Annotated in this window: 25 protein-coding genes, 2 tRNA genes and 1 riboswitch; of the genes, 5 read left to right on the forward strand and 22 right to left on the reverse strand. The window is 55.2% G+C overall.

Annotated elements, in window-relative coordinates; all coding sequences use genetic code 11:
• Window positions 1–67: 67 nt before the first annotated feature.
• Window positions 68–157: transfer RNA gene (locus JSN25_RS18800), tRNA-Ser, on the reverse strand.
• Window positions 158–250: 93 nt separating this feature from the next.
• Here JSN25_RS18800 and mtfA point away from each other — a divergent pair.
• The 5 genes from mtfA (at window position 251) to JSN25_RS18825 (ending at window position 4,889) form a co-directional block, all read left to right on the forward strand.
• Window positions 251–1,048 carry a DgsA anti-repressor MtfA gene (gene mtfA / locus JSN25_RS18805; RefSeq protein ID WP_038641617.1) on the forward strand — a complete coding sequence of 266 codons (798 nt, stop codon included), beginning with the start codon at window positions 251–253 and terminating at the stop codon, window positions 1,046–1,048.
• A gap of 99 nt (window positions 1,049–1,147) precedes the next feature.
• Window positions 1,148–1,223: transfer RNA gene (locus JSN25_RS18810), tRNA-Asn, on the forward strand.
• A gap of 262 nt (window positions 1,224–1,485) precedes the next feature.
• Window positions 1,486–2,523, forward strand: a complete 1,038-nt coding sequence (locus JSN25_RS18815) for an extracellular solute-binding protein (RefSeq protein ID WP_204525238.1) — start codon at window positions 1,486–1,488, stop codon at window positions 2,521–2,523.
• On the forward strand, window positions 2,507–4,195 hold the full coding sequence (locus tag JSN25_RS18820) for an ABC transporter permease (RefSeq protein WP_085047987.1): 1,689 nt from the start codon (window positions 2,507–2,509) through the stop codon (window positions 4,193–4,195). Before JSN25_RS18815 ends, JSN25_RS18820 begins: the two co-directional genes overlap by 17 nt.
• A gap of 10 nt (window positions 4,196–4,205) precedes the next feature.
• Window positions 4,206–4,889: an ABC transporter ATP-binding protein gene (locus JSN25_RS18825; protein WP_085047986.1), complete on the forward strand. Its 684-nt coding sequence runs from the start codon at window positions 4,206–4,208 to the stop codon at window positions 4,887–4,889.
• Window positions 4,890–4,913: 24 nt separating this feature from the next.
• On the opposite strand, the gene ldtA is transcribed toward JSN25_RS18825, so the two are convergent.
• The 21 genes from ldtA to JSN25_RS18930 form a co-directional block, all read right to left on the reverse strand.
• Window positions 4,914–5,843 (reverse strand): L,D-transpeptidase, encoded by a 930-nt coding sequence (gene ldtA, locus JSN25_RS18830; RefSeq protein WP_087856005.1) that lies wholly within the window; start codon window positions 5,841–5,843, stop codon window positions 4,914–4,916.
• Between the two features lie 126 nt (window positions 5,844–5,969).
• A complete protein-coding gene (gene cobT, locus JSN25_RS18835) occupies window positions 5,970–7,034 on the reverse strand; it encodes a nicotinate-nucleotide--dimethylbenzimidazole phosphoribosyltransferase (protein ID WP_137350786.1) in 1,065 nt (354 codons plus the stop codon).
• 24 nt (window positions 7,035–7,058) lie between these two features.
• A complete protein-coding gene (gene cobS / locus JSN25_RS18840) occupies window positions 7,059–7,802 on the reverse strand; it encodes an adenosylcobinamide-GDP ribazoletransferase (RefSeq protein ID WP_137350787.1) in 744 nt (247 codons plus the stop codon).
• Entirely contained in the window at window positions 7,799–8,344 is a 546-nt protein-coding gene (cobU, locus tag JSN25_RS18845) for a bifunctional adenosylcobinamide kinase/adenosylcobinamide-phosphate guanylyltransferase (protein WP_069323548.1), read from the reverse strand. The genes cobS and cobU overlap by 4 nt, the downstream gene beginning before the upstream one ends.
• Window positions 8,341–9,861 carry a cobyric acid synthase gene (locus JSN25_RS18850; protein ID WP_204525239.1) on the reverse strand — a complete coding sequence of 507 codons (1,521 nt, stop codon included), beginning with the start codon at window positions 9,859–9,861 and terminating at the stop codon, window positions 8,341–8,343. Before JSN25_RS18850 ends, cobU begins: the two co-directional genes overlap by 4 nt.
• The gene (locus tag JSN25_RS18855) at window positions 9,858–10,673 is read right to left on the reverse strand and encodes an energy-coupling factor ABC transporter ATP-binding protein (protein WP_038641638.1); all 816 of its coding nucleotides are present in this window, start codon (window positions 10,671–10,673) and stop codon (window positions 9,858–9,860) included. The genes JSN25_RS18850 and JSN25_RS18855 overlap by 4 nt, the downstream gene beginning before the upstream one ends.
• An 8-nt stretch (window positions 10,674–10,681) precedes the next feature.
• On the reverse strand, window positions 10,682–11,359 hold the full coding sequence (locus JSN25_RS18860; protein ID WP_204525752.1) for an energy-coupling factor ABC transporter transmembrane protein: 678 nt from the start codon (window positions 11,357–11,359) through the stop codon (window positions 10,682–10,684).
• Entirely contained in the window at window positions 11,346–11,627 is a 282-nt protein-coding gene (locus JSN25_RS18865) for an energy-coupling factor ABC transporter substrate-binding protein (RefSeq protein WP_038641640.1), read from the reverse strand. Before JSN25_RS18865 ends, JSN25_RS18860 begins: the two co-directional genes overlap by 14 nt.
• Window positions 11,628–11,629: 2 nt before the next feature.
• Window positions 11,630–12,367, reverse strand: coding sequence for a cobalt ECF transporter S component CbiM (gene cbiM, locus JSN25_RS18870; protein WP_038641642.1), 738 nt, complete (start codon window positions 12,365–12,367; stop codon window positions 11,630–11,632).
• Window positions 12,364–13,077 carry a cobalt-factor II C(20)-methyltransferase gene (locus tag JSN25_RS18875; protein ID WP_038641643.1) on the reverse strand — a complete coding sequence of 238 codons (714 nt, stop codon included), beginning with the start codon at window positions 13,075–13,077 and terminating at the stop codon, window positions 12,364–12,366. Before JSN25_RS18875 ends, cbiM begins: the two co-directional genes overlap by 4 nt.
• Window positions 13,074–13,868 (reverse strand): sirohydrochlorin cobaltochelatase, encoded by a 795-nt coding sequence (gene cbiK, locus JSN25_RS18880; RefSeq protein WP_038641645.1) that lies wholly within the window; start codon window positions 13,866–13,868, stop codon window positions 13,074–13,076. The genes JSN25_RS18875 and cbiK overlap by 4 nt, the downstream gene beginning before the upstream one ends.
• Window positions 13,869–13,878: 10 nt before the next feature.
• Window positions 13,879–14,664 (reverse strand): cobalt-precorrin-6A reductase, encoded by a 786-nt coding sequence (locus tag JSN25_RS18885; protein WP_038641647.1) that lies wholly within the window; start codon window positions 14,662–14,664, stop codon window positions 13,879–13,881.
• Window positions 14,661–15,386, reverse strand: a complete 726-nt coding sequence (locus JSN25_RS18890) for a precorrin-3B C(17)-methyltransferase (protein ID WP_003030278.1) — start codon at window positions 15,384–15,386, stop codon at window positions 14,661–14,663. Before JSN25_RS18890 ends, JSN25_RS18885 begins: the two co-directional genes overlap by 4 nt.
• Window positions 15,386–16,441 carry a cobalt-precorrin 5A hydrolase gene (gene cbiG, locus JSN25_RS18895; RefSeq protein ID WP_204525240.1) on the reverse strand — a complete coding sequence of 352 codons (1,056 nt, stop codon included), beginning with the start codon at window positions 16,439–16,441 and terminating at the stop codon, window positions 15,386–15,388. Before cbiG ends, JSN25_RS18890 begins: the two co-directional genes overlap by 1 nt.
• A complete protein-coding gene (locus tag JSN25_RS18900) occupies window positions 16,422–17,195 on the reverse strand; it encodes a cobalt-precorrin-4 methyltransferase (protein ID WP_085047979.1) in 774 nt (257 codons plus the stop codon). Before JSN25_RS18900 ends, cbiG begins: the two co-directional genes overlap by 20 nt.
• Window positions 17,188–17,757 carry a decarboxylating cobalt-precorrin-6B (C(15))-methyltransferase gene (locus JSN25_RS18905; protein WP_038641653.1) on the reverse strand — a complete coding sequence of 190 codons (570 nt, stop codon included), beginning with the start codon at window positions 17,755–17,757 and terminating at the stop codon, window positions 17,188–17,190. Before JSN25_RS18905 ends, JSN25_RS18900 begins: the two co-directional genes overlap by 8 nt.
• Window positions 17,747–18,352 carry a cobalt-precorrin-7 (C(5))-methyltransferase gene (locus JSN25_RS18910; protein WP_061381971.1) on the reverse strand — a complete coding sequence of 202 codons (606 nt, stop codon included), beginning with the start codon at window positions 18,350–18,352 and terminating at the stop codon, window positions 17,747–17,749. The genes JSN25_RS18905 and JSN25_RS18910 overlap by 11 nt, the downstream gene beginning before the upstream one ends.
• Entirely contained in the window at window positions 18,346–19,482 is a 1,137-nt protein-coding gene (gene cbiD, locus JSN25_RS18915) for a cobalt-precorrin-5B (C(1))-methyltransferase CbiD (protein WP_038641657.1), read from the reverse strand. Before cbiD ends, JSN25_RS18910 begins: the two co-directional genes overlap by 7 nt.
• Window positions 19,479–20,111 carry a cobalt-precorrin-8 methylmutase gene (locus JSN25_RS18920; RefSeq protein ID WP_038641659.1) on the reverse strand — a complete coding sequence of 211 codons (633 nt, stop codon included), beginning with the start codon at window positions 20,109–20,111 and terminating at the stop codon, window positions 19,479–19,481. The genes cbiD and JSN25_RS18920 overlap by 4 nt, the downstream gene beginning before the upstream one ends.
• A 10-nt stretch (window positions 20,112–20,121) precedes the next feature.
• Entirely contained in the window at window positions 20,122–21,081 is a 960-nt protein-coding gene (gene cbiB, locus JSN25_RS18925; RefSeq protein WP_204525241.1) for an adenosylcobinamide-phosphate synthase CbiB, read from the reverse strand.
• On the reverse strand, window positions 21,078–22,457 hold the full coding sequence (locus JSN25_RS18930; RefSeq protein ID WP_085047977.1) for a cobyrinic acid a,c-diamide synthase CobB: 1,380 nt from the start codon (window positions 22,455–22,457) through the stop codon (window positions 21,078–21,080). The genes cbiB and JSN25_RS18930 overlap by 4 nt, the downstream gene beginning before the upstream one ends.
• An 88-nt stretch (window positions 22,458–22,545) precedes the next feature.
• A riboswitch (cobalamin riboswitch) is annotated at window positions 22,546–22,720 on the reverse strand.
• Window positions 22,721–22,906 lie beyond the last annotated feature (186 nt).

Raw genomic sequence — 22,906 nt, forward strand, 5'->3', positions numbered from 1 at the left:
AGTATACCGACACTATACCAAGTGTGACATGAGTCGTTGAAAGGAATTGAGCTAAGTGTTTGAATAGTGGCGGAGAGAGGGGGATTTGAACCCCCGGTAGAGTTGCCCCTACTCCGGTTTTCGAGACCGGTCCATTCAGCCGCTCTGGCATCTCTCCGTTTTGGTGGTTGCCATGATGCCAGGTAATTTGGCATTTTAACAGACCCAGTTCCGTCAATTTCGTTCAAGTGACGAGTTTGCGAGCAAAACGATGATTAAGTGGCCCTGGAAAGAGCAAGAAACAGCCCGAAATGACGACTGGCCCTGGGATAACGCCCTGGCTATTCCGCTTCTGGTGAATCTCACCGAGCAAGAACAAGCCAGACTAATCGCCCTGGCCGAGCGTTTTTTACAGCAAAAAAGATTGGTAGCACTTCAGGGGTTTGAGCTGGACCCGCTAAAAAGTGCGCGCATTGCTCTGCTCTTCTGTTTACCTGTTCTGGAATTGGGGATCGAGTGGCTCGATGGGTTTCATGAAGTTCTCATCTACCCTGCCCCATTTGTTGTCGACGACGAATGGGAAGACGAAATTGGTCTGGTACACAATCAACGTGTCGTTCAGTCCGGGCAGAGCTGGCAGCAAGGTCCGATAATTCTCAACTGGCTTGATATTCAGGATTCCTTTGATGCCTCAGGCTTTAATCTGATCATTCATGAAGTCGCGCATAAGCTGGATATGCGTAATGGCGATCGCGCCAGCGGAATTCCGGCGATTCCTCTGCGAGACATTGCCGGCTGGGAGCACGACCTGCATGCCGCAATGAACAATATTCAGGATGAAATCGATCTGGTAGGGGAAACCGCATGCAGTATAGATGCCTACGCTGCAACCGATCCGGCCGAATGCTTTGCCGTATTATCCGAGTATTTTTTCAGCGCACCTGAATTATTTGCTCCACGATTCCCGGCTTTATGGCAGCGTTTCATCCTGTTTTACCGCCAAAACCCAATGCAACGGTTACGTGATAACCCCGAAGATGACCATTATCGCTCATCAAATGTGCATTAACACTGAATTTGAAGATTAATTAACCAATTGAAATGACGCGCTAATTTTACTGTTGACACCTCAGGGTGAGGTCAGTAATATGCGCCTCGTTCACACGATTCCTCTGTAGTTCAGTCGGTAGAACGGCGGACTGTTAATCCGTATGTCACTGGTTCGAGTCCAGTCAGAGGAGCCAAATTTAAGAAGCCTGCTTAAGGAAACTTGAGCGGGCTTTTTGCTTTTCAGGCTTACGTAAAAGCATCCTGCATAAGCGTTCTGCCTGTTGTACCGCCCCTATTCCATGTCGCATCACACCATTGATTAAAGTTATGTAAATGTAAATCGTTTAAACTTTGCAATTATTGTAACTGCTAGTGATTATCATTTATTGTACGCGAGCCAAAAGAACGAGCCCTGCTCGGTTCACTGTACGTTCCAATTACTCTGGGATATAAACGATGAATGCTCTGCCTCGCACCGGACTGCGCCGTATCACGCTTGCCTCTGCCCTGGTCTTCGCTGTTAGCCTGCCGGCTTTCGCCCAGGAAACATTAACGCTTTACACCACCCGTGAACCAGGTCTGATTCAGCCGTTACTTGATAGCTGGACAAAAACCAGCGGCATCAAAGTCAGTACGGTTTATATCAAGGATGGCATGCTTGAGCGCGTTAAAGCGGAAGGCAAAAACTCCCCTGCCGACCTGCTGATGACCGTTGATGCAGGCAATCTCCTCGATCTCGTGGAAGCCGGAGTGACCCAGCCGGTAGAGTCAGAAGCATTGAAAACCGCGATTCCAGCCAACCTGCGTGGCGCGGATAACCAGTGGTTTGCACTTTCTATGCGCGCTCGTGTGCTGTATGCCGAAAAATCAATGCCCATTGATAACTGGCATTACGAACAACTCGCCAGCCCGGAGTATAAAGGTAAAGTCTGTATCCGCTCCGGGCAGCATCCGTATAACACGGCGCTGATCGCTGCGATGATTGCCCATCACGGTGAAGCTAAAACCGAAGACTGGCTGCGCGGCGTGAAGGCTAACCTGGCCCGTAAAGCCACCGGCGGCGACCGCGACGTTGCCCGCGATATCCTCGGTGGAATTTGTGATATCGGTCTGGCTAACTCCTATTACGTCGGCCATATGAAAAATGCCAAAGAAGGCAGCGATGCTCGCCAATGGGGCGATGCCATCAAAGTCGTAAAACCAACCTTTGAGAATGGCGGTACGCACGTCAATATCAGCGGCGCTGCCGTTGCCCACTATGCGCCAAATAAAGCCGATGCCGTTAAGCTGATGGAGTATCTGGTTTCCGCGCCTGCCCAGCAGCAGTATGCGAAAGCGAACTTTGAATATCCGGTATTGAAAGGCGTAACGCTTGATCCGGTTATCAGCGCCACCATCGGTGAAATTGATGTCGATAAGACACCGTTAACTGAAATCGTGAAGTATCGTAAACAAGCTAGCCTGCTGGTAGATAAAGTTGGATTCGATCAATAAACCTTTGCAGTTTCCAGCGTTACGCGGCCTGGTTTCCGGGCCGCAGTCATTATTAACGCCGTTGCATCTTGGCGCGCTGTGCGTGGCGCTTGGCGTCCTGACCCCCGTCATTGCGCTGATCTGGCAGGCTACCCAGGCCGATTTATCTCACTGGGATAATCTCCTGACGTGGGTGTTGCCTGCCGCGTTAAAAAATACCGTACTGTTGTTAGCGGGTGTCGCCGTGATGGTCGGCGTCATTGGCGTAGGTAGCGCATGGGCGGTGACGGCATGGGATTTTCCTGGACGCAAAATTCTCAGTTGGGCGCTACTGTTGCCGCTGGCGATGCCGACCTACATCGTCGCCTTTGCCTGGCTCGATCTGCTGCATCCGATTGGTCCCCTGCAAACCTTTATTCGTTTCTTACTGGGCTTTGACAGCCCACGACAGTTCCGCCTACCAGATTTACGCTCTCTTTCCGGTGCAATAATTCTGCTCGGCTTAGTACTTTATCCTTACGTGTACCTGACCACCCGCGCCATGTTTATCAGCCAGCCGGCTCATTTACTGGAAGCCGCACGTACGCTGGGATGCAGCGCGACCGGAACTTTTTTTCGCGTTGCCCTCCCCATGGCACGTCCGGCCCTGGCCGTTGGCATCAGTCTGGCATTGCTGGAAACGCTTAACGACATCGGCGCGTCGGAATTCCTTGGGGTACAGACGTTAACTGTTACCGTGTACACCACGTGGATCTCGCGCTCCGATTTATCTTCAGCGGCGCAAATCGCCTGCATGATGCTGATGTTTATCTTCTTTATTCTGACGCTGGAATTTTATGGCCGCAGAAAACAGGGGTTCAGCAGCCGCAGTCTACGGGAAATTCAACCCACGCGCGTGCAGGGTTGGCGCGGCTGGCTGCTTGGTGCCGTTATTTCGCTGCCGGTTGTGCTGGGTTTTCTGGCCCCGGTGCTGTTTTTAATGTGGGAAAGCGCCAAACGTATCGGCAATGACAACCTCCTTTCCCCCTCGTTACTGTCAGCATTACAAAATACGCTCTTGCTCGCGGCGGGAACCACGCTGGTGGTGGTTTGCGTCAGTCTGTTGGTAGCCTGGAGCGCACGCCATAGCGCTGCAGACAACGCGATGCCGGGGTTTCGCCGTGGCGTGATGCGTCTGGCCTCTTTAGGCTACGCGGTTCCCGGCACAATCCTGGCGATTGGTTTTTTAACGCCCGCCATGGCGGTTGACCGTTGGCTGGCTGACTTGCTGGATGTGCGTGGCCTGCCGCTGATGTCAGCCGGGATCCTGCTGGTCATTTGTTGCGCCATGCGTTTCCAGGCGATTGCCATCGGCGCGCTGGATTCCGGTCTGGGACGCATTCCACCTTCGCTGGAGCAGGCTTCCCGGCTGTTGGGCGAGAATGGCGCGGGCACGTTTGCACGGGTTCATTTCCCTCTACTGCGCCCGGCGCTGGTAAGCAGCGCCCTGCTGGTTTTTGCCGACGCGATGAAAGAGCTACCCACAACATTACTTTTGCGTCCGGTTAACTTCGAAACGCTGGCAACATTGCTGTATGCGGAAGCCGCTCGTGGAACTTATGAAGAAGGTGCAATCGCCGCGCTAATGATTGTTTTAGCTGGCACGCTACCGGTTATTTTATTGGTGCGTCACCAAATGACTCGCCGGGGTTAAGAGAGTAACAATGTCAGAAATTGCATTACGCCTCCAGGATGTGCACGTTGCCTATGGCAACAGCCAGCAATCGGTACTGAATGGATTTTCAATGTCGGTACGCAAAGGGGAAATCGCCTGTCTGTTAGGGGCTTCAGGCTGCGGGAAAACCACGGTTCTACGCGCCGTTGCGGGGTTTGAACGACTGCGAAGCGGAGAGATCTATGTGTCTCAGCATCGTGTTGCCGCTCCCGGTGTTCATCTCCCGCCTGAAAAGCGTCATGTCGGCATGGTTTTTCAGGAATATGCGTTATTTCCGCATCTGACCGCGCAACAAAATGTCGCCTTTGGATTACGCCGTATGCCGCGTGAAGAACAGCAGGCCAGGGTGGCGGAGCTGTTAAAAATGGTGGAATTACATAGCCATGCCAACCGCTATCCCCATGAACTTTCCGGCGGTCAACAGCAACGCATCGCGCTCGCGCGTGCGCTGGCACCGCATCCGGAAATTCTGTTGCTGGATGAACCCTTTTCCAGCCTTGATAAGCGCACGCGCGAGCGTCTTGGCAACGAGGTACGGGATATTTTGCGCGCTGCCGGGCAAACGGCACTGCTGGTTACCCATAGCGAACACGAAGCGCAGCTAATGGCAGACCATATCGGCGTGGTAAAAATGGGGCAGTATCAAATTAAAAAAGCGCCCCACCTTATCTGACGATAAACCTGGGCCGCTTTAATATTAAAAATGCTGCTGAACCTGGCTGATGTTCACCGGCATACCGGAGCGTCTTTCCAGGGCCTGATTCCCGCGGCTCACATCCACGCCACTCCCGCTGATAAATGTGCGCAAAGCGGGAGTGATCGGCAAGGGAACCTTTCTGTCAGACTCGTACTCAGAACGATTTCGTGACAGCGGCTCATGCACTTCTACCCAGCGGCTGCCGTCTGGTTCCTCGCTGTATTTCACCGGGCGGTCAATCAGTTGCACACGCGTCCCAACCGGCACCGTGTCAAATAAGTACTTAATATCGTCATTACGCAAACGGATGCAGCCTTGGCTCACCCGCAGACCAATACCAAAGTTAGCGTTAGTGCCGTGAATGGCATAAAGCCTGCCGATATAAATCGCATACAGGCCCATCGGGTTATCTGGTCCGGCAGGCACAAACGCCGGTAAGGTTTCCCCGCGAGCAGCATATTCCCGTCGGGTATTCGGCGTCGGCGTCCAGCTCGGCGCTTCCTGCTTACGCTCGACCGCCGTCACCCAATTACGCGGCGTTTCTCTCCCCGCCTGTCCTATGCCAATCGGCAAAACTTCAACCGTGTTTGTGCCCGGAGGATAGTAATAAAGACGCATTTCGGCGACGTTGATAACAATGCCTTCACGCACGGTATCCGGCAAGATCAGTTGCTGCGGCACCACCAGCGTTGAGCCAGACTTAGGCAGAAAAACGTCTACGCCGGGATTAGCCTCGAGCATATTGCTCAACCCCTGCCCGTACTGCGCGGCAAAGGCCTCCAGCGGCTGGGTGTTTCCGGGCGGGACCGTAATCGTCAGCGGGCTACCTACCAGACGACTACCTTCTGGCGGCAGCGGATAACTCACCGCGAGTGCTACCTGACTCGCAAGCAGCATGATGAGTGAACAAAGCAGTTTTACACGACGCATCTTTTTCCTTTCCGTTGCCGCAGCAGATATCCGGTAATTATAGCTTTTATTATCTGTTTTAGTGGGTTACGAATTCAATGCGCAAAAATAAACCTCGCCATGCGGCGAGGTTCAGGGGGCACATAACTATGCTTCTTTACCATCCGGTAGCACAATGTTGCTGGCGGCTAACTGCCCCATGTTGTGGTACATCGCGCAGGCTGCCTCAATAATTGGCATCGCCAGCGCGGCCCCGCTGCCTTCACCTAAACGCATCCCCATATTCAGATACGGATCCAGCTCCAGATGCGCCAACGCGGTGCGTGCCCCCTTCTCAGCAGAGAAATGTGACGGGATCAGATAGGGTTTAATCTGCGGTGCGATCTGGCAGGCCGCCAGCGCAGCAGAGTATGAAAGAAAACCATCCAGCACGACCGGCAGCCCACAGGAGGCCGCGCCCAGCATCACACCCGCCATGCCAACCAGATCAAATCCGCCCACTTTTGCCAGTACATCGATACCGTCATTGCGATCCGGTTGATTGACGGCAATGGCTCGCCGCACAACCTCTACTTTATTACCTACTCTGGAAAGCGGCAGGTTAGCGCCGATGCCCACCACATCTTCGGCATCGCTGCCGGTCAGCACGCTGACGATAGCCGCCGCGGGCGTGGTATTTGCCATACCGAGTTCACCCACGCCAAACAGCGTTACGCCCTCTTTCGCCAGTTCATGGGTATAGCGGATAACTTCCAGCAGCAGTTCCTCTGCCTGCGAACGGCTCATTGCCGGGCCCTGGGCAATATTGCCGCAGCCGCGCGCGACGCGCATATTCACCACGCCGGGGATAAGCTCCGCGTCAATTCCCACGTCAATGACATGCACCTTTGCCCCAGCCTGAGCGGCCAGAACGCAAACGCCGGTCGTCCCACGCGTCATATTGGCGGCCTGAATAGCCGTGACCACTTTAGGCGAAACGGCAACCCCTTCATCCCAGACGCCATGATCGGCGCACATCACCAGCATCGCTTTGTCCTTCACATGCGGCACACCTTTCAGGCCAGGCATACCAGCCAGTTGCACGGCAAGAGATTCGAGCCGACCAAGACTTCCCGGCGGCTTTAGTAAGCCATCAATATGCTGCTGAGCACGCAGCATCGCGGCACTGTCAGGTGAAGGGATCGTGTGGAGTAAAGAGGTTAAAGTCTGCATAAGGGTTCCAGTATGTTGGCTGACTCAAAGCAGAGCCAGCAAGAATATCAACTCGCCAAGTTCAATGGCTGCGCCCAACGTATCGCCGGTTTGCCCACCCAACGTACGTTTTAATAACTGCCCAAGAATGAAAATCGCCACCATCGTGACAGCCATCGCTGCTATGCCGCGCATGCCCGGAAGCAGCACAGCGGCCAGGATTGCCGCCAACCCCAGTGTGACGCAGGTTTGACGCCCGGTAACTTTGCCGATAAAGACATTGCCCAGCCCTTCTTCGCGGGCGTAGCGATGTCGATACATCAGCAAAACAGCGCTACCCCGCCCGGCGACACATGCCGCAGCCAGCGCCGCCAGCATTGGCGTGCCACGTAAAGCCAGTTCGCTCACCACCAGCACTTTGGCCAGCAAAACGAAAATTAACGCCAGCCCGCCATGGGTTCCCAGGCGACTGTCGCGCATGATTTCCAGCATCCGTTCGCGTCGACGGGCAGAAAAAATACCGTCACAGGTATCCGCCAGACCGTCCAGATGAAAACCGCCGGTCAACAACGCCAGCGTCAATACGGCAAATAAGGCTGCCAGTGGAGTACCACACCAGGGCTGCAGCGCCATAAAGACCAGCCCCGTCAGCCCGCCCAGCACCACGCCTATCAGGGGAAACATCACGATACCGCGCGAATAGTGCTCGAAATCCAGTCCTTGCGACCAGCGAGCAGGAACGGGCAAGCGGCTGATAAAAGAAAGCATTGCCCAGAACAACTTACTCATTTAATTTTGACTCCAATTCCTGATACCACCAGCCACACCTCATCAGCTGCCGTCGCCAGTCGCTGGTTCACGCGTCCGGCAATATCGCGAAAATGCCGGGCCAGACGGTTCTCCGGAACAATCCCCATTCCGACTTCGTTAGTCACCAGGACCACCGTTGCCGGGCAACGGTGACAGGCAGCAATCAGCAAACGGATCTCATCCTCGATGGACTGCTCCATCGCCGCGTAATCCCAGCTATCCGGGTCGCTGTCACCGCCCAGAGCGAACAGCAGATTGGTCACCATGGTGGTGATGCACTCCAGCAAAATGGCTTCCTGAGGATCGTTTGTTGCCGTAATCAGTTCATCGAGATGTTGCCAGCGCTCGGCAGTACGCCAGTGCGCAGGGCGTCCATCGCGATGGTGCTGAATTCGCGCCGCCATCTCCTCATCAAAAATCTGCGAAGTCGCGATATACAGAACGTTTGGGGAATCAGCGATTAGCGCTTCCGCATGCCGACTCTTGCCGCTTCGTGCGCCGCCCGTAACCAGAATCATCATACGGGCTCCCGGTGTTGCTTCATGATGGTATAAATTTTCTCAATATCGATGTGTTGCCGCATCGCATCCGCCAGCAGATCAAACTGCTGCGATTTATATTGCGCGTAATGGAAGGTGGAATCCAGCGGTGCTAATCCTTTGCGTACGCGCAGGCCATTCACCAATGCACGGGTAAATTCATCGCTGTCGAACAGACCGTGAAGATAGGTGCCGAACGCCAGGCCATCCGGTGTTACCGCGCCGTCAGCCACATGTCTGCCTTCTTTGCGCAGCGTCATCACCGACTGGCATGCTTCGGATAATGCCGTTTCGCCCATATGGATTTCATAACCGCGAACGGATAAGTCTGCCGCGCCCGCCAGCCAGTCGGGCAGCGAAGAAGACATTTTCCCCTCAACCAGGGTCGTGGTTTTATGCTGGGCAAAATGGGTCACCGTATTAAGCAAGCCCAGACCCGGCAGCATACCGAGCCCTGATTCCACCTCATCAATGATGGTGTCGCCGAGCATTTGGTAGCCACCGCAAATCCCCACCACCGGAACGTTATTACGATGCAATTGCACGACGCCATGCGCCATTCCGCTTTCACGCAGCCACACCAGATCGCCCAGCGTGTTTTTGCTGCCTGGCAGAATCACCAGATCGGCTCCTGCCAGTTCTTCAGGCTGGCGAACATAGCGCACGCGCACATCCGGTTGTGCCGCAAGCGCATTGAAATCAGTAAAATTAGAAATGTGCGGAAGTTGAACAACGGCAATGTCGATGTCGCGTTTGTCAGTACGCAGATACTTGCCCTTTTGCAGCGCCACACCATCTTCATCTTCCAGATCAACATCCAGCCATGGCATGACGCCCAGCACCGGAACGCCGGTCAGCGCTTCAATTTGCTCGATACCGGAGTACAGCAACGCCACATCACCGCGAAACTTATTGATGATCACCCCTTTTACCCTGGCGCGTTCATGGTCATGCAGTAGCGCCAGCGTGCCGTAAATAGAGGCAAACACGCCGCCGCGATCGATATCAGCCACCAGAACGACCGGGCATTGCGCCATCTCAGCCATGCCCATATTGACGATATCGCGATCGCGCAGGTTAATCTCAGCGGGGCTTCCCGCGCCTTCCAGCACCAGCACATCGAACTCCTGCGCCAGACTGTTATACACTGACAGGATCTGCTCCCGCAGGCGCGGCTTATACTCGTGGTAACTCACCGCATCCATATCGGTCGCCACTTTGCCCATCAGCACAACCTGCGCTTTACGATCGCTGGTCGGCTTAAGCAGCACCGGATTCATACGCACATCCGGCGTAATGCCGGCCGCCTCAGCCTGAAAAATTTGCGCGCGGCCCATCTCTTTACCCTCTGGCGTAATGCCCGAGTTCAGCGCCATATTCTGCGATTTGAACGGCGCGGTACGCAGTCCGTCCTGGTAAAAAATTCGACACAGCCCGGCGACCAACACGCTTTTACCCACATCAGATGCCGTTCCCTGCAACATTATTGCCTGCGTCATGACGCCTCCTTCAGTGCGTTCTCTCGCATACGACTAAAAAATTCAGCCTCTGTTTTACACAGCGGGAAACCCAGCTCAGTATGCAGCTTCACCAGCCAGGGCTGAGTCAATCCAGCTTGTTCAATAAGATCCGTCCGGGCGAAAACCTCACCCGGCGTGCCGTGCGTCAGCACTTCGCCCCGGCGTAAAACGTAAACTGCATCGCTGACCTCATAGATAAGATCGATATCATGGCTGGAGATAACCACGTGGTTTCCTTGCGCTACGATGCGTTTGATTATCTCAATCATCTGCGTGCGGCCTGATGGGTCAAGGCCTGCAGTAGGTTCATCCAGTAGCAGATATTGCGCCTGCAACACCAGCGCACCGGCAATCGCCACGCGTTTTTTTTGCCCGTGGCTTAAACACTGAATAGGCTGATGGCGAAAATGCTGGGCATCAACCAGCGTGAGCGCATCTTCCACCCGACGTGAGATTTCAGCTTCATCCACCCCGAGGTTGCGCAGACTGAACGCAATATCGCTGTCGATATCGGTATAAAAGATTTGCTGATCGGGATCCTGAAATACGGTTGCCACCTGCTGGCGCAGCGCCAGCAGGCCGCGCTTGCTGTAATCCAGCGGTTTGCCCTGCCACATCACCGCGCCTTGCTGCGGTCGCAATAACCCGCTCAGATTCATAAACAGCGTGGATTTCCCGCAGCCATTGGCCCCTACCAGCCCGGTGACGGCATGCGTAGAAAAGTCCAGCGTTAGCCCTTTGAGGATCGGGTCATCCTGATAGCGAAACCAAAGCGCTGAAGTGGCAAGCATACTTTTCCTTACAGGTGAAAATCACCTTGATACAGTTTGATATCCAGTGTGGTGGTCATTTGCTGGTAGCGGATCAACACACGGGTAAATAAAAATCCCACCAGCATCGCCAGCGAGCGGTAGCCCAACGGCAAGCTACGATAACCAAAACGCAGCGTTTGCGCGCGATGAATAGCCAGCGCCTCGTCTAACAGGATAAAAATAAACCGCCAGGTCAGCAGGATCTGTTCAGTCAGCAGGCGAGGAACGTGTGCGCGTTTGAGTAAAATAATCAACTGCGGAAACGGCAGATTCAGCACTAACCAGAAGGTTGCCGCCAGCGCCGCAAGGCTGCGCCAGAAGGTTTCATTGGCAGTGACCAGGCCTGGCGCGCTCACGCCTAACCAATAGCTTCCTACGGGGATACTGGCCAGCAGGGTTTGCGGATCGCGGCTAAAACTAAACAGGATGGTCACAACACCAACCGTCAGAAAACCAAACGGCAATGCCATCCAGCGGCACCAGCGCCAGAAGGAAATGCGCAGCAGCCAGCAGCTCAGCGCGGCAATCAGTAACAGCTCGATACCCTGCCCCAACGGGGGCAGGGTAAACGCCAGAATCATCATCATCAGCCAAAGCAAAAATTTCCGCACCGGCGAGACATGAAACCAGCGGCTTTGATAGCTAAGCCTGTCAAGCCCGGTCATCACGGCGTTGTCTGCCCTTGGTGTAACCCAGAATGTAGAAAATTACGGCTGCGCCCAGCGACCCCTGGAGCGTAAACAGCAGGCTTTCAATTTCGCCACTTGCCGGTTCGTACAACGGCTGGAACCACGGCTCATAATGCGGGGCGATAGCCTGAATCTGGCTTTCCGCCTCACCGTCTGAACCGCCGTACTCTCCACCGTGGTTGATAAAGAACGGCAGGATCACCAGCGCCACCACCATGCATAACAAAATCAGCGTCTTTTTCATCGTTAATGTCCTTGTGCGGTTATCAACTGGCGTTTGGTTAGCTGGTCATAAATCATTACGGTGAGCAGACCTTCCGCAATCGCGATGGGGATCTGCGTCAGGCAGAAAATGCCCATGAATTTCACAATCGACCCCATTGCGCCTGCGGACGGATCCGGGAACGCAACGCCCAGTTGCACCGAGGTAACAAAATAGGTGACGAGATCCGCCAGCATGGCGCACAGGAAGACGCAGACATCCCGGCGTAGCCCCGCGCGGCAGGCCATTTTCCACACCATGTAACCTACTACCGGGCCAATCACCGCCATCGACATACCGTTGGCGCCGAGCGTCGTTAAACCACCGTGCGCCAGCAGCAAGGCCTGGAACAGCAGGACGATTGCACCGAGAATAGCGACCACACCCGGTCCGAACAGGATAACCGCCAGCCCGACACCAGTCGGATGCGAGCAGCTTCCGGTAACGGAAGGAATTTTCAGCGCCGACAGCACAAAAATAAACGCGCCGCAGAGGGCCAGTAACACTTTTTGGTGGCTGTCTTCCTGGACGATTTGACGCAAGCGCACTAATCCGTACCACAGGCAAGGTAAAAACAGCAGCCACCAGGCCAGCGCCCACATTGGCGGCAAGAAGCCTTCCATAATGTGCATGGCGAACGCTTGCTCAGGGACAATCATCAGTAATAGCGCCGCAGCCAACCCGCTGAAAGACAGCTGTTTTAGCTGTTGTTCAAGCTTCATTGTGCATACTCCCACTGTTTATTAACCAGAATGGTCGAGAAATAAGGCAGCGGCTGGTCGTCGCTGACTTCGTTGAGATGACGCCAGCACTGCTCACCCGGCAGCGTGGCTTCAGACATCATCAATGCGCAATTCAACAAACCCTCTTGTTGCAGCAACGCTTTGATGCGCGCAAAACGACCGTACACTTTCATCAGCACCAGGCTGTCATGCTGCTTTAACGCCTGCTGGATTTCCGCTTCCGGCGCGGTACAGGAGACCACCGCCAGCGACTGTTGCTCCATGGCGAGCGGCGTTTTCGAACGCGCGGCAATCGCGGCAAAAGAGGTCACGCCCGGAACGATTTCCAACCAGTCAGGACAGCCAATACGCTGGAGTAAAAAGACCCAAGTACTAAACAGCATGGCATCACCAAGGGTAATAAAACCAACCTGTTTACCGGCCTCCACTTCCTGAACCAGCGCGGCGGCAACCTCATCCCAGACAGCCTCTTTTTCAGCGCTGTCGGCACTCATTGGAAAATGGCAGCAGCGGACTTCGGTCTGCTCGCCGATATACTCCCGCACGATTGACAGCGCCAGGCTGTCGCCGCCTTTACGCCCGGCAGGCGCATAGAGAATATCGAGCTGACCCAGCGTGCGTGCGGCGCGCACGGTGATGAGATCGGAAGCGCCTGGCCCGGTGCTTAACGCGTACAGTTTTCCGCTCATGCCGCTTCCTCCAGCGCCACATTCAGCGCCTGCTGCAAATGCGCCACAAACATGGCGCGCACCGCCGGATTCTCACCCAACCCACTGAGCCACGGCGTAGCCCGTATCCCGGCCGCATTAAACAATGTCTTCCACGAATCGTCTTCGTCGGAGGCCATATCATTGATGGCATGGTCGCCAGCAACTAACATCAGCGGCATCAGATGCACCGCCGTCACCCCTTCCTGAGACAAACTATCAATTAACACATCCACTTCCGGGTAGCTTTCCACCGCCCCGACCCGCGCCGGGTAGCGCTGCGCCGTCATCATATGATCGAGACAGGCATAAGCGGCAAAGGCATGATGGCTGGCTCCGTGCCCCATAAAGACCACTTTTTCCTTTTCGCCAAGCGGCGGCATCTGCTGTTGCAGCGCCAGCATCAGCTGCGCGTAATCTTCATGGCTGCTCAGCAGCGGTACGCCGAGCGTCAGGCGAGAAAACAGCGGACGCATACTTTGTACTTCGCGGACAATTTTTTCGTATTCGTCGCCGTTGATGATGTGCAGCGACTGAATAGCCACATCCTGATACCCCTGCTCTGCCAGCTTTTGCAGCGCCTGCAACGGCGTGTCGATATCAATGCCGTCACGCTGCTTGAGCTTGCGGATAATCATCCCGGAGGTAAACGCACGGAACAGGTCACGATCCGGGCAACTGGCCGCGAGATCGCGCTCGCAGGCCACAATATTTTTCTCACAGGTGTCGTGATAGCTGGTGCCAAAGCTGACCACCAGAAGCGCCTTTTTCATCTCTAACTCCTTAAGCAGCGGCCAGCCAGCGCGTTAAACGCGCCCCAAATGCGGCCTGACTTTCCAGTAACTCTTCTCCCGTCACCAACGGTGCCGGACGTGTAATCACGATGCAGGGGATACCGGCATCCAGACAGGGTTGAACTTTTTCCTGATAACCACCTTCCGCACCAGATGCTTTGGTGATCACCACATCAGCCTGACACTGACGGTAAAACGCGGCGTTGAACTCGGCGCTAAACGGCCCGCACAACGCAAAAATCTCACCGACGCCAAAGCCCAGATCCGCGCATTGCTGAATGACCTCAGGTACAGGCAGAACACGCGCCAGCAGCGTTTTTTCCGCTAATCTTTCACGCCAGATGGCTAAATCTTTACTGCCGGTGGTGAGCAACACGCGTTTACCGAAGCGTCGCGCCACCTCGCAGGCTTGCTGAATACTCTGTACGGTAAACAGATGCGGGTGGGTTAAACCACTCAACTGCTCAGGACGTTGGTAGCGGCTCAGCAGCACGCCCGCCGCTTCGCAAGCGCTCACGATATTGCGGCTCACCACCTCGGCATACGGATGCGAGGCATCAATCACCCAGCGCGTCCGATTTTCCTGCAGCCAGGCAATCATTTGCTCACGCTCCAGACGTCCGCAACGCACCTGGCCTTTGATGTCTCCCGCCAGCTGCTTCCCCGTTGGGGTCGCCACTGACAGGGTGTAGGCCACGTTTGCCGCATCCAGTTGCTGGCACAGCATGCGCGCATCGCTGGTACCGCCCATGACCAACACGTCACCGTAATTCACAGCACATAACCTCGTGGCGTGATCATCAGGCCGTCCTGCACGTAGGTTGTTTTGTTGCCAACGATCACCAGACTGGTCATATCAACCGGTTCAAAGTCCATTTCACCGAGAGTGGTCAGCCATTTTTCCTGCTTTTTACGTCCGGCTGACTTCACGATACCGACCGGCGTTTGTGCGCTCTTGCTGGCTGAAAGCAGCTCAAATGCGCGCGCCAGATGTCCTTCACGACCCCGACTGCGCGGGTTGTAGAAACAGATGACAAAGTCGGCTTCGCCAGCGGCAACGATGCGTTTTTCGATAACCGGCCATGGCGTCAGCAGATCGCTTAAGCTGATGTGGCAGAAGTCGTGCATCAACGGCGCGCCCAGTAAGGAGGCGGCAGCGATGCTGGCAGTCATGCCTGGGATCAGTCTGACCTCAACATCCAGCTTTTGCTTACTAACCAGCTCCAGCACCAGCCCGGCCATCCCGTAAATCCCCGCATCACCGCTGCTGATGAGTGCCACATTGTGACCCGCCTGCGCCAGTTCGATCGCCGCCTGACAGCGTTCAATCTCCTTACACATCCCGGTTTTGATCACCTGTTTGTCGCCAGTAAAGGCCTTAACCAGATGGGTGTAGGTTTTATAGCCAACGATGATTTCCGCTGCCTGCAGTGCTTCAACGGCTTCCATGGTCATCATTGCCTGCGAGCCAGGGCCAATTCCAATTACGCTTAACATCAGTGTGAAACTCCCAAAGTGATAGTGACGCCCTGTTCGCGCAGGGTCTCGCCTAACAGTTGTCCGTGGCTCAGCAGCCAGGCTGCAGGACCAGAAACGCTTCCTGTACCCACCGTTTTACGAACAAACGATGAGGCCGGAAAACGGTGTTCATGCTCACGCAGCGCGTCAGCGGAAAAGGTTTCGAAAGGCACGCGGCAGCACGAAGCCAACTGGATGAGCCCCTGTTCATCTTTTTTCAGCGTGATACTGCCAATGGCTTTGAGCGCCAGCGGGTCGAGTTGCTGGGCTTCAAGTTGACGGGCAAGCAGCGCAGCCAGCAGTGGAAACGGTGTGTCGCGGCGACAACCAATTCCGGCCACGACCCGCTGCGGCACCAGCTTCCAGTGCGGAACAGGCAGTTCGGGTAAGTTGGTGCGTAAGGTGATACACACCAGCGCATCCAGTTCGGGAAGCTGATTGAGATCGGTTACCGTAATAAAACCACGGCGATCGCAATGGCTGATATCCTGGGTCAGTTCGTCATCCCACCACAGGCCAACCCGCTTATTGCTGACCAGCATCTGATTCACGATCTTCACCGCCGAACGGAAATCGCTCATCCGGGCATTCAACTGGAATGCCAGCGTATCCAGGGCCGCCATATCGTTGACATCCGTCGCCGTGGTGATAACCGGGTCGGCGCCCAACATGCCTGCCAGGTAACGCGCCAGCGCATTCGCCCCCCCTGCGTGGCCGGAGAGCAGGCTGATGACATGCTGGGCACGTTCATCAATGACCACCACCGCCGGATCGTAAAATTTATCGTTGACCAGAGGGGCCAACACTCGCACCGCAATGCCGGTCGCCCCGATAAAAATCAGCGCCGAATAATTCATAAACGCATCACGGGCGGTATTGGCAAAACCGTTTTCAAAGGGAATAAACCCCTCCTCCAGCAACTTTTCACTGGTAAAACAGGTGACCGGCAGCATAGCCGCCAGACGTTTCGCCAGCACAACGCCGCCTGGCGTCAGGCAAAAAAGCGCAATTGACTCAGGCTTTACGGTATTCATGGCTAAAGTCCGCCGCATAGAGTTTGGAGTAGTGATACTCCGAGCCCAGGAAATCACCGACCAGAATCAGGGCCGTTTTGCGGATGCCCGCGTCGCGAACCTTGTCGCCAATATCCGCCAGGGTACCGCGCACGGTCTGGCTTTCCGGCCAGGTCGCCTTGTAGATCACCGCCACTGGCGTGGTCGCCGGATAACCGCCTTCAATCAAACGCTCGGCCACCCGATGAATACGCTGTACGGACAGATAAATCGCCATAGATGTCTGGTGACTGGCAAACGACTCCAGTTGTTCGCGCTCGGGGACCGGCGTGCGCCCTTCCAGACGGGTAATGATCAGGCTTTGGGAGACTTCAGGCACGGTGTACTCCACGCCGAGTTCCGCTGCCGCACCGAGGAATGCGCTGACGCCGGGCACCACCTGCCAGTCGATCCCGCGTTTGGTCAGTTCCTCGCCCTGCTCGCGGACGGAACCGTACAGTGAGACATCGCCAGTTTGCAGACGCACCACGGTCTTGCCAGCCTTCACGCCAGCTTCCATCAGATCGAGGATCTGCTCCAGATGCAGTTCAGCGCTGTCGTGGCATTCAGCACCGGCGGGGCAATATTCCAGCAGTTCGGTGTTAATCAGCGATCCAGCGTAGATAACCACCTGCGCCTGCTGTAGCAAACGGTAACCTTTGAGGGTAATCAGCTCGCGATCGCCAGGACCTGCGCCAACGAACCACACGCTACGGGGATCAAAAATCTCAGACATGGTTTCCTTCCTTCTGACAGGCGATAACAAATACGGGGTTATTCGGTTTGAAATAATGACCACTGCCAAGCGTGGTAAGCGAGGAAACCTGTAGCTGCAGGCAATCCACTCCCTGTACGCCAAGATGGTCCAGATGAGCCAGCGCGGTATTGAGGTTTTCCTGGAGGATAAACGTCATTACCAGCCGCCCGGCGGGATGCAGTTGACGCATCGACCAGTCAATGAGATCGGTCAGATGCCCACCGCTGCCGCCCATAAAAATGGCATCGGCTTTTTCGGCGATGGTCATTGGCGCAACGCCGGGAAAAATGTCGATATTTGCGCAGGCAAAATGCTGGCGATTTTCATCCAGCAACCTGAGCGCCGCCGGGTTACGTTCGATTGCCGTCACGCGCAATCCAGGATATTGCAGCGCCGCTTCTATCGACACGCTGCCTGTTCCCGCACCAATATCAATCAGGTGACTGGCGCGGTGTAATTCAAGTTTTGAGAGGGCAAGTGCGCGTACCGCTTCTTTGGTCATCGGCACCTTCTCTCCACGCAGAAACAGCTCATCTTTCATCAAGGATCACCACTGCATTCATGTCATAGTCGGCATTAATTTCACTCACAGGCAGGACATGGATCCGCTCGTTTTCCATCGCCAGGTTTTCGCCAATAACCATCCAGCGATGTCCCTTGCCTCGAGTGATTAGCTGCTGCGCGATTTCACGTGGGCCGCACAACGCATCTGTAACCATCCCCACCTTGTTATGTCGGGCCAGTTCATCGAAACAGACGCTGCGCCCGTGGCTACTGGTCAGCCACATATCGTTCATATCGATACCGGACTGCGCGCACAGATACTGCACCGCGCTAATACCGGGAATAATGCGTACCTGCCCGATGCCAAAATGCGCCACCATGCGCGTCCCAATGCCGTAGAACAGCGGATCGCCAGACGCCAGCACGACGACATGCTTATCCTTGTGCGCAGTTACCCAGTTCAGGAGCTCCGCGATATTGGCGCCAAGAGCAAACCGTTCACCGGTGAAATCCGGGAATTGCTGCAAATGCCGCTTTCCGCCGACCAGCACGTCAGCCGTTGCGACCGCTTCACGCGCCGCAGGCGTCATCAAATGCAAACCCGCGGGACCCATTCCCACAACGGTTAACATTGCATCTCCTCAGCAATTTCTGCGATCGGGCGATTACTGCCAAGCACCTGATTGTCAAACGAGAACATGATGGCGTCGCAGGTCGGGGGATTTTTGGTAAAGCGCAACGTTTGCAGAACGCGCATACAGATACGCTCCGCCAGATGGTTATAAATATGCTGAAAGCCGTACGCGTCGATGTGTTCCATCGCCGCTTCAGTAGTATCGCAGTCGCTGACCAGCCTCAGCAGTTCCAGCGGCGCGCCAAGCAACGCGAGATGGGCCACCAGCGTTTCCATGCGCGCATCGGCAATATGGCTGTGGGTATGGAAGATCCCCGCCGCGATTTTGATAAGTTTCCCGGGATGTCCCACCAGCACGATTTGCCGAAATCCCAGACGGACGGCTTCTTCAATCATGTAGCCGACAAAGTTGCTCATGGTGACCACAACCTGGGTGTCGATGCCCATCTGTTCACGCACAAAACGTTCACCGTGGTTTCCCGGCACCAGAACCACGCGATCCAGACCCGCCGCGCGTTTAATTTCCAGCTCCAGCGACAGCGAACGCTTCCAGCTCTCTTCCGACATTGGCGTGACGATACCCGTGGTGCCAATAATCGAAATACCGCCCAGAATGCCAAGCCGCGAGTTGTAAGTTTTTTGCGCCCGCTCTTCGCCTTCCGGCGCGAAGATTTCAATCTGCGCCCCACGATTTGGACCAATCGCTTCACGTACCGCCGACTCAATGGTCTGGCGAGGTGTGCGGTTAATCGCCGAACTCCCCACCGGTAGACCGATCCCTTTGCGGGTAACCGTACCGACCCCTTCACCGCCCTGTAAGGCGATCACGCCACTATCATCTAACGTCACGCGGGCAAAAATCAGCATGCCATGCGTGGCATCGACATCATCGCCACCGTCTTTACGGATCGCGGCTATCGCCTGCTGCCCTTCGATATGCGGCGATTCGACGTTCAGGCACAGCGTCACCCCGGAAGGCGTCACGATGGAAACCTGATGGATCAGGTGCTGGCGCAATACCATCAGCGCCGCCACTTTTGCAGCCGCCGTCGCGCACGATCCCGTGGTATATCCTTTACGCAGCGCTTTGCCGTTGTGCCACACCGGCGTATCGAAGGCCTCGCTCATCGCGCCCCCTGCATGTGATAAAGCATGGCATTGACGATAGCAGCGGCGACGTTACTCCCCCCTTTACGTCCTAACGCAGCAATGGCCGGCAGGTTGCTTTGGGTCAGGGCATCTTTCGACTCTTCAGCACCAACGAACCCGACCGGTACACCAACCACACCGCTAACCGCAACATCATGCTCAAGCAGGCGGAACAGCGCTGTCGGCGCGTTGCCAAAAACAAACAGCTTTTCCCCCTCTTCTTTCACCGCAATATCGACAGCCGCCATTGAGCGGGTGATCCCCTGCTCTTTTGCCGTACGTACGACTCGTGGATCGCTGATATAGCAGCGGCACTCGCCGCCAAATTTTGCCAGCAGCGTTTTATTGATCCCGGAAAGGGCCATGGTGGTATCGGTATAAATCACGCTCGAACGGCTAAGCGCCGAGCAGAACTGCTCCAGCACATCACTGGAAAACCACAGAATGTCCAGCCAGTCGAAATCCGCCGTGGTGTGAATGACCCGCTTGATAATGGCTTCATGCAACGGACTGGCAAACTGATAGTCCGGACGGGTTTCACGGATAATCTCGCCTATAATGTCGAAACTTTTGGCCTCAATAGCCTGGGGTTGCTGGATATATTGCATAGTGTTGTCCTCAGGCTACACCGACCAGCAGCCACCGCAGCGCGATAAACAGCGCCAGTGCCAGCGTCGATGCCACCCACATCAATCGAATCGTATGGGAAATGTCGTCTACCGAAATGTCGCGTTGTGCATCACCAATCCACGGTTTCTCAACACGCTCGCCAAAGTAGTCATTAGGGCCACCCAGACGAATACCTAATGCCCCGGCAACGGAGGCCTCCGACCACGCGCAGTTTGGGCTACTGTGGTTGTAGCGATCGCGCCAGCCGATCTGCAAAGCACGCGAGCCGTCCTGACGGCATAAAAATGCAGCCACGCCCAGCAGCAGCCAGCTCAGTCTCGCAGGAATATAATTTGCGACATCATCCAGGCGCGCGCTGACCATACCGATAGCGCGGTATTTTTCATGTTTGTAACCCACCATGGAGTCAAGGGTATTTACCGCTTTGTAGGCCATCGCCAAAGGCGCGCCGCCGAGAAGAAGGAAAAACAGCGGCGCGATGATGCCATCAACGGTGTTTTCGGCCACGGTTTCCACCACGGCACGATTGATCTGCTGAGGTTGTAATTGCGAGGTATCGCGACCCACGATCCAAGATAACTTTTCCCGACTTGCGGCAAGGTTACCGGCACGCAACGGACGTTCGACATCCTGCGCGGCGTTCGCCAGACAGCGCCCAGCAAGCACGGTAAAGATCATCCAAACCTCCACCATCCATCCAAGCCAGGGATGAATAGAGTGCGCCAGCGCCAGTACGCCCCAGGAGACAGTCCAGGTCAGGCCAACCACCACTACCCACATCACCGCGCCACCAATGCGCAACGCACGATCGCTATGGCAGTAGCGCCGTACGACTCGCTGCATGGCAGAAATCAGATTGCCAATCCAGCGCACCGGATGCGGCCAGTTCTGCGGATCGCCGATAATAAAATCAAGCAGCCAGGCAACACACCACGCAAGGATCGTCATAGCGCGCTCCTCGCGGCTGCCAACCAATGGTTAAGCATCTGCGGACGTTGAGCAAAATGAACGTGTAGATAGCTGGCGAAAGTGTTACCCACCTGCCAGCCGCCGGACCAGGTCTGCAACGTTTTGCCATCGCGCACTTTGCGACAGTGCATCACCGCGGGAGTTTCAGGAATAAAATCTGAGTAGTGAAATTCATGCCCGCGCAGCACTTCGCCTTCTGCAGCTAACAAGGTTTGCTGCGCGGCCTGCGCCTCGCAGTAGCCAAATCGGGTCAGACGTTTCCCCATTTTGCTGTGACCGGGAATGATATCCGCCATCAACCAGCTATCACCGTGGCTGTCCTCCAGCGAACTGCCGAGATACATCAGCCCACCGCACTCGGCGTAAATCGCCACGCCGCGGTGATGTGCGGCTCGCAATTGCTTAAGCATCGGGACATTGCGGGCCAGAGCCGCAGCATGTAACTCAGGGTATCCGCCACCCAGCCAGATCATCTGACAATCAGGTAAACAGGTGTCGTGCAACGGGCTAAAACGCACAATCTTCAGCCCCGTGCGTTCAAGCAAAGTAATATTGTCCGGGTAATAAAAGTTGAACGCTTCGTCATCAGCGATAGCAAGCGTTAGCCCTTCTCCGGCATCAGTATCGGGAAGCGTAGGCCATTCACCCGCAGGGAGGGTGTTTAGCTGGCTTAATTTCAGTAGAGCATCGATATCCAGCGTCTGCTCCAGCGTCGCGGCAAAGGCCTGCCACGGCTGCTGATTGATAACAGACTCACGCGCAGTAACCAGCCCCAGATGACGCTCCGGAAGCGCAACGCCTTCCATACGGGGAACGTAGCCTAATACAGGAACGGAACAGTAACGCTCAATCGCCACCTTCAGCAACTGATAATGCGTTTCGCTGTTGACCCGATTAACGATCACCCCGGCGATGTTCAGCGTGGGATCAAAATGCTGAAACCCCATTACCGTTGCGGCTATCGAGGTGGAAACAGCTTTACCATCAACCAGTAAGATGACCGGGCAACCTAACTGTTTGGCCATCGCGGCGGTACTGCAGTAGTTCGGGTCGGTACCATAACCGTCATACAACCCCATCACGCCTTCAATCACGGCGATATCGGCATGTTGCATCTGCTCGCGGAATAAAGCATTCAGAGTGGAAGCGGGAAGCATGAAGCTATCAAGATTGCGGGAAGCGGTACCGCATACCGCTGTATGCCAGCCGGTATCAAGGTAATCAGGCCCCACTTTGCAAGGCTGGACGCGTAAACCGCGTTTTTTCAACAAGCTCAACAAGCCCAGCGTCACCGTGGTTTTACCACAGCCGCTTCCGGTACCTGCAAGAACAAATGCGTGAAAATTGGCCGCCATACCCTGATCCTGTTCAGGGTGGTAGGGGTGTAGAGATACCCAGTCTCTCGACTGTATGCATCTGAACCACCCACTTCCCACCGAAGTTGTTGGTAGTCACTGACAGGCAGGTCTTCTGGCTTAGCGTCATCCTCACCCGTCCTTCCCAATCTTGCGATCAGTGGTCCATACGGGGTCGTCAGCATCACAGCAGCGGGGGCTGCGGGGGATTCTCACCCCCTTCCCTACCACAAATGTGGCAAACCTGTCAGTTCAGGAGCCTTAATTAAGCTCCCTGTTATGAGGTAAATTCACGACCTCATGACAATAATTCAATTTAATATCTTTCCGGATTCATTCAGCCAATTATCTGGCATAAACCCACTTATTCACATGTTCACATTTTGAATGAAAGTGTCAGCAAAGAATAAAGAAAGTCAGGCATACAGACACTGTATCTCATCACAAAA

This window comes from Citrobacter cronae, from assembly GCF_016893685.1.
GTDB lineage: Bacteria > Pseudomonadota > Gammaproteobacteria > Enterobacterales > Enterobacteriaceae > Citrobacter > Citrobacter werkmanii.

Bases quoted from the DNA above. Each gene is read 5' to 3' on its own strand.
- JSN25_RS18815 (WP_204525238.1), top strand. From the start codon at position 1,486: ATGAATGCTCTGCCTCGCACCGGACTGCGCCGTATCACGCTTGCCTCT.
- cbiK (WP_038641645.1), bottom strand. From the start codon at position 13,868: ATGAAAAAGGCGCTTCTGGTGGTCAGCTTTGGCACCAGCTATCACGAC.
- JSN25_RS18855 (WP_038641638.1), bottom strand. From the start codon at position 10,673: ATGCTTGCCACTTCAGCGCTTTGGTTTCGCTATCAGGATGACCCGATC.
- cbiG (WP_204525240.1), bottom strand. From the start codon at position 16,441: ATGAATACCGTAAAGCCTGAGTCAATTGCGCTTTTTTGCCTGACGCCA.
- JSN25_RS18910 (WP_061381971.1), bottom strand. From the start codon at position 18,352: ATGTTAACCGTTGTGGGAATGGGTCCCGCGGGTTTGCATTTGATGACG.
- cbiD (WP_038641657.1), bottom strand. From the start codon at position 19,482: ATGAGCGAGGCCTTCGATACGCCGGTGTGGCACAACGGCAAAGCGCTG.
- JSN25_RS18850 (WP_204525239.1), bottom strand. From the start codon at position 9,861: ATGACGCAGGCAATAATGTTGCAGGGAACGGCATCTGATGTGGGTAAA.
- JSN25_RS18905 (WP_038641653.1), bottom strand. From the start codon at position 17,757: ATGAAAGATGAGCTGTTTCTGCGTGGAGAGAAGGTGCCGATGACCAAA.
- JSN25_RS18875 (WP_038641643.1), bottom strand. From the start codon at position 13,077: ATGAGCGGAAAACTGTACGCGTTAAGCACCGGGCCAGGCGCTTCCGAT.
- ldtA (WP_087856005.1), bottom strand. From the start codon at position 5,843: ATGCGTCGTGTAAAACTGCTTTGTTCACTCATCATGCTGCTTGCGAGT.
- cobS (WP_137350787.1), bottom strand. From the start codon at position 7,802: ATGAGTAAGTTGTTCTGGGCAATGCTTTCTTTTATCAGCCGCTTGCCC.
- JSN25_RS18890 (WP_003030278.1), bottom strand. From the start codon at position 15,386: ATGTTAAGCGTAATTGGAATTGGCCCTGGCTCGCAGGCAATGATGACC.
- cbiB (WP_204525241.1), bottom strand. From the start codon at position 21,081: ATGACGATCCTTGCGTGGTGTGTTGCCTGGCTGCTTGATTTTATTATC.
- JSN25_RS18930 (WP_085047977.1), bottom strand. From the start codon at position 22,457: ATGGCGGCCAATTTTCACGCATTTGTTCTTGCAGGTACCGGAAGCGGC.
- cobT (WP_137350786.1), bottom strand. From the start codon at position 7,034: ATGCAGACTTTAACCTCTTTACTCCACACGATCCCTTCACCTGACAGT.
- JSN25_RS18865 (WP_038641640.1), bottom strand. From the start codon at position 11,627: ATGAAAAAGACGCTGATTTTGTTATGCATGGTGGTGGCGCTGGTGATC.
- cbiM (WP_038641642.1), bottom strand. From the start codon at position 12,367: ATGAAGCTTGAACAACAGCTAAAACAGCTGTCTTTCAGCGGGTTGGCT.
- cobU (WP_069323548.1), bottom strand. From the start codon at position 8,344: ATGATGATTCTGGTTACGGGCGGCGCACGAAGCGGCAAGAGTCGGCAT.
- JSN25_RS18825 (WP_085047986.1), top strand. From the start codon at position 4,206: ATGTCAGAAATTGCATTACGCCTCCAGGATGTGCACGTTGCCTATGGC.
- JSN25_RS18900 (WP_085047979.1), bottom strand. From the start codon at position 17,195: ATGTCTGAGATTTTTGATCCCCGTAGCGTGTGGTTCGTTGGCGCAGGT.
- JSN25_RS18920 (WP_038641659.1), bottom strand. From the start codon at position 20,111: ATGCAATATATCCAGCAACCCCAGGCTATTGAGGCCAAAAGTTTCGAC.
- JSN25_RS18860 (WP_204525752.1), bottom strand. From the start codon at position 11,359: ATGACCGGGCTTGACAGGCTTAGCTATCAAAGCCGCTGGTTTCATGTC.
- mtfA (WP_038641617.1), top strand. From the start codon at position 251: ATGATTAAGTGGCCCTGGAAAGAGCAAGAAACAGCCCGAAATGACGAC.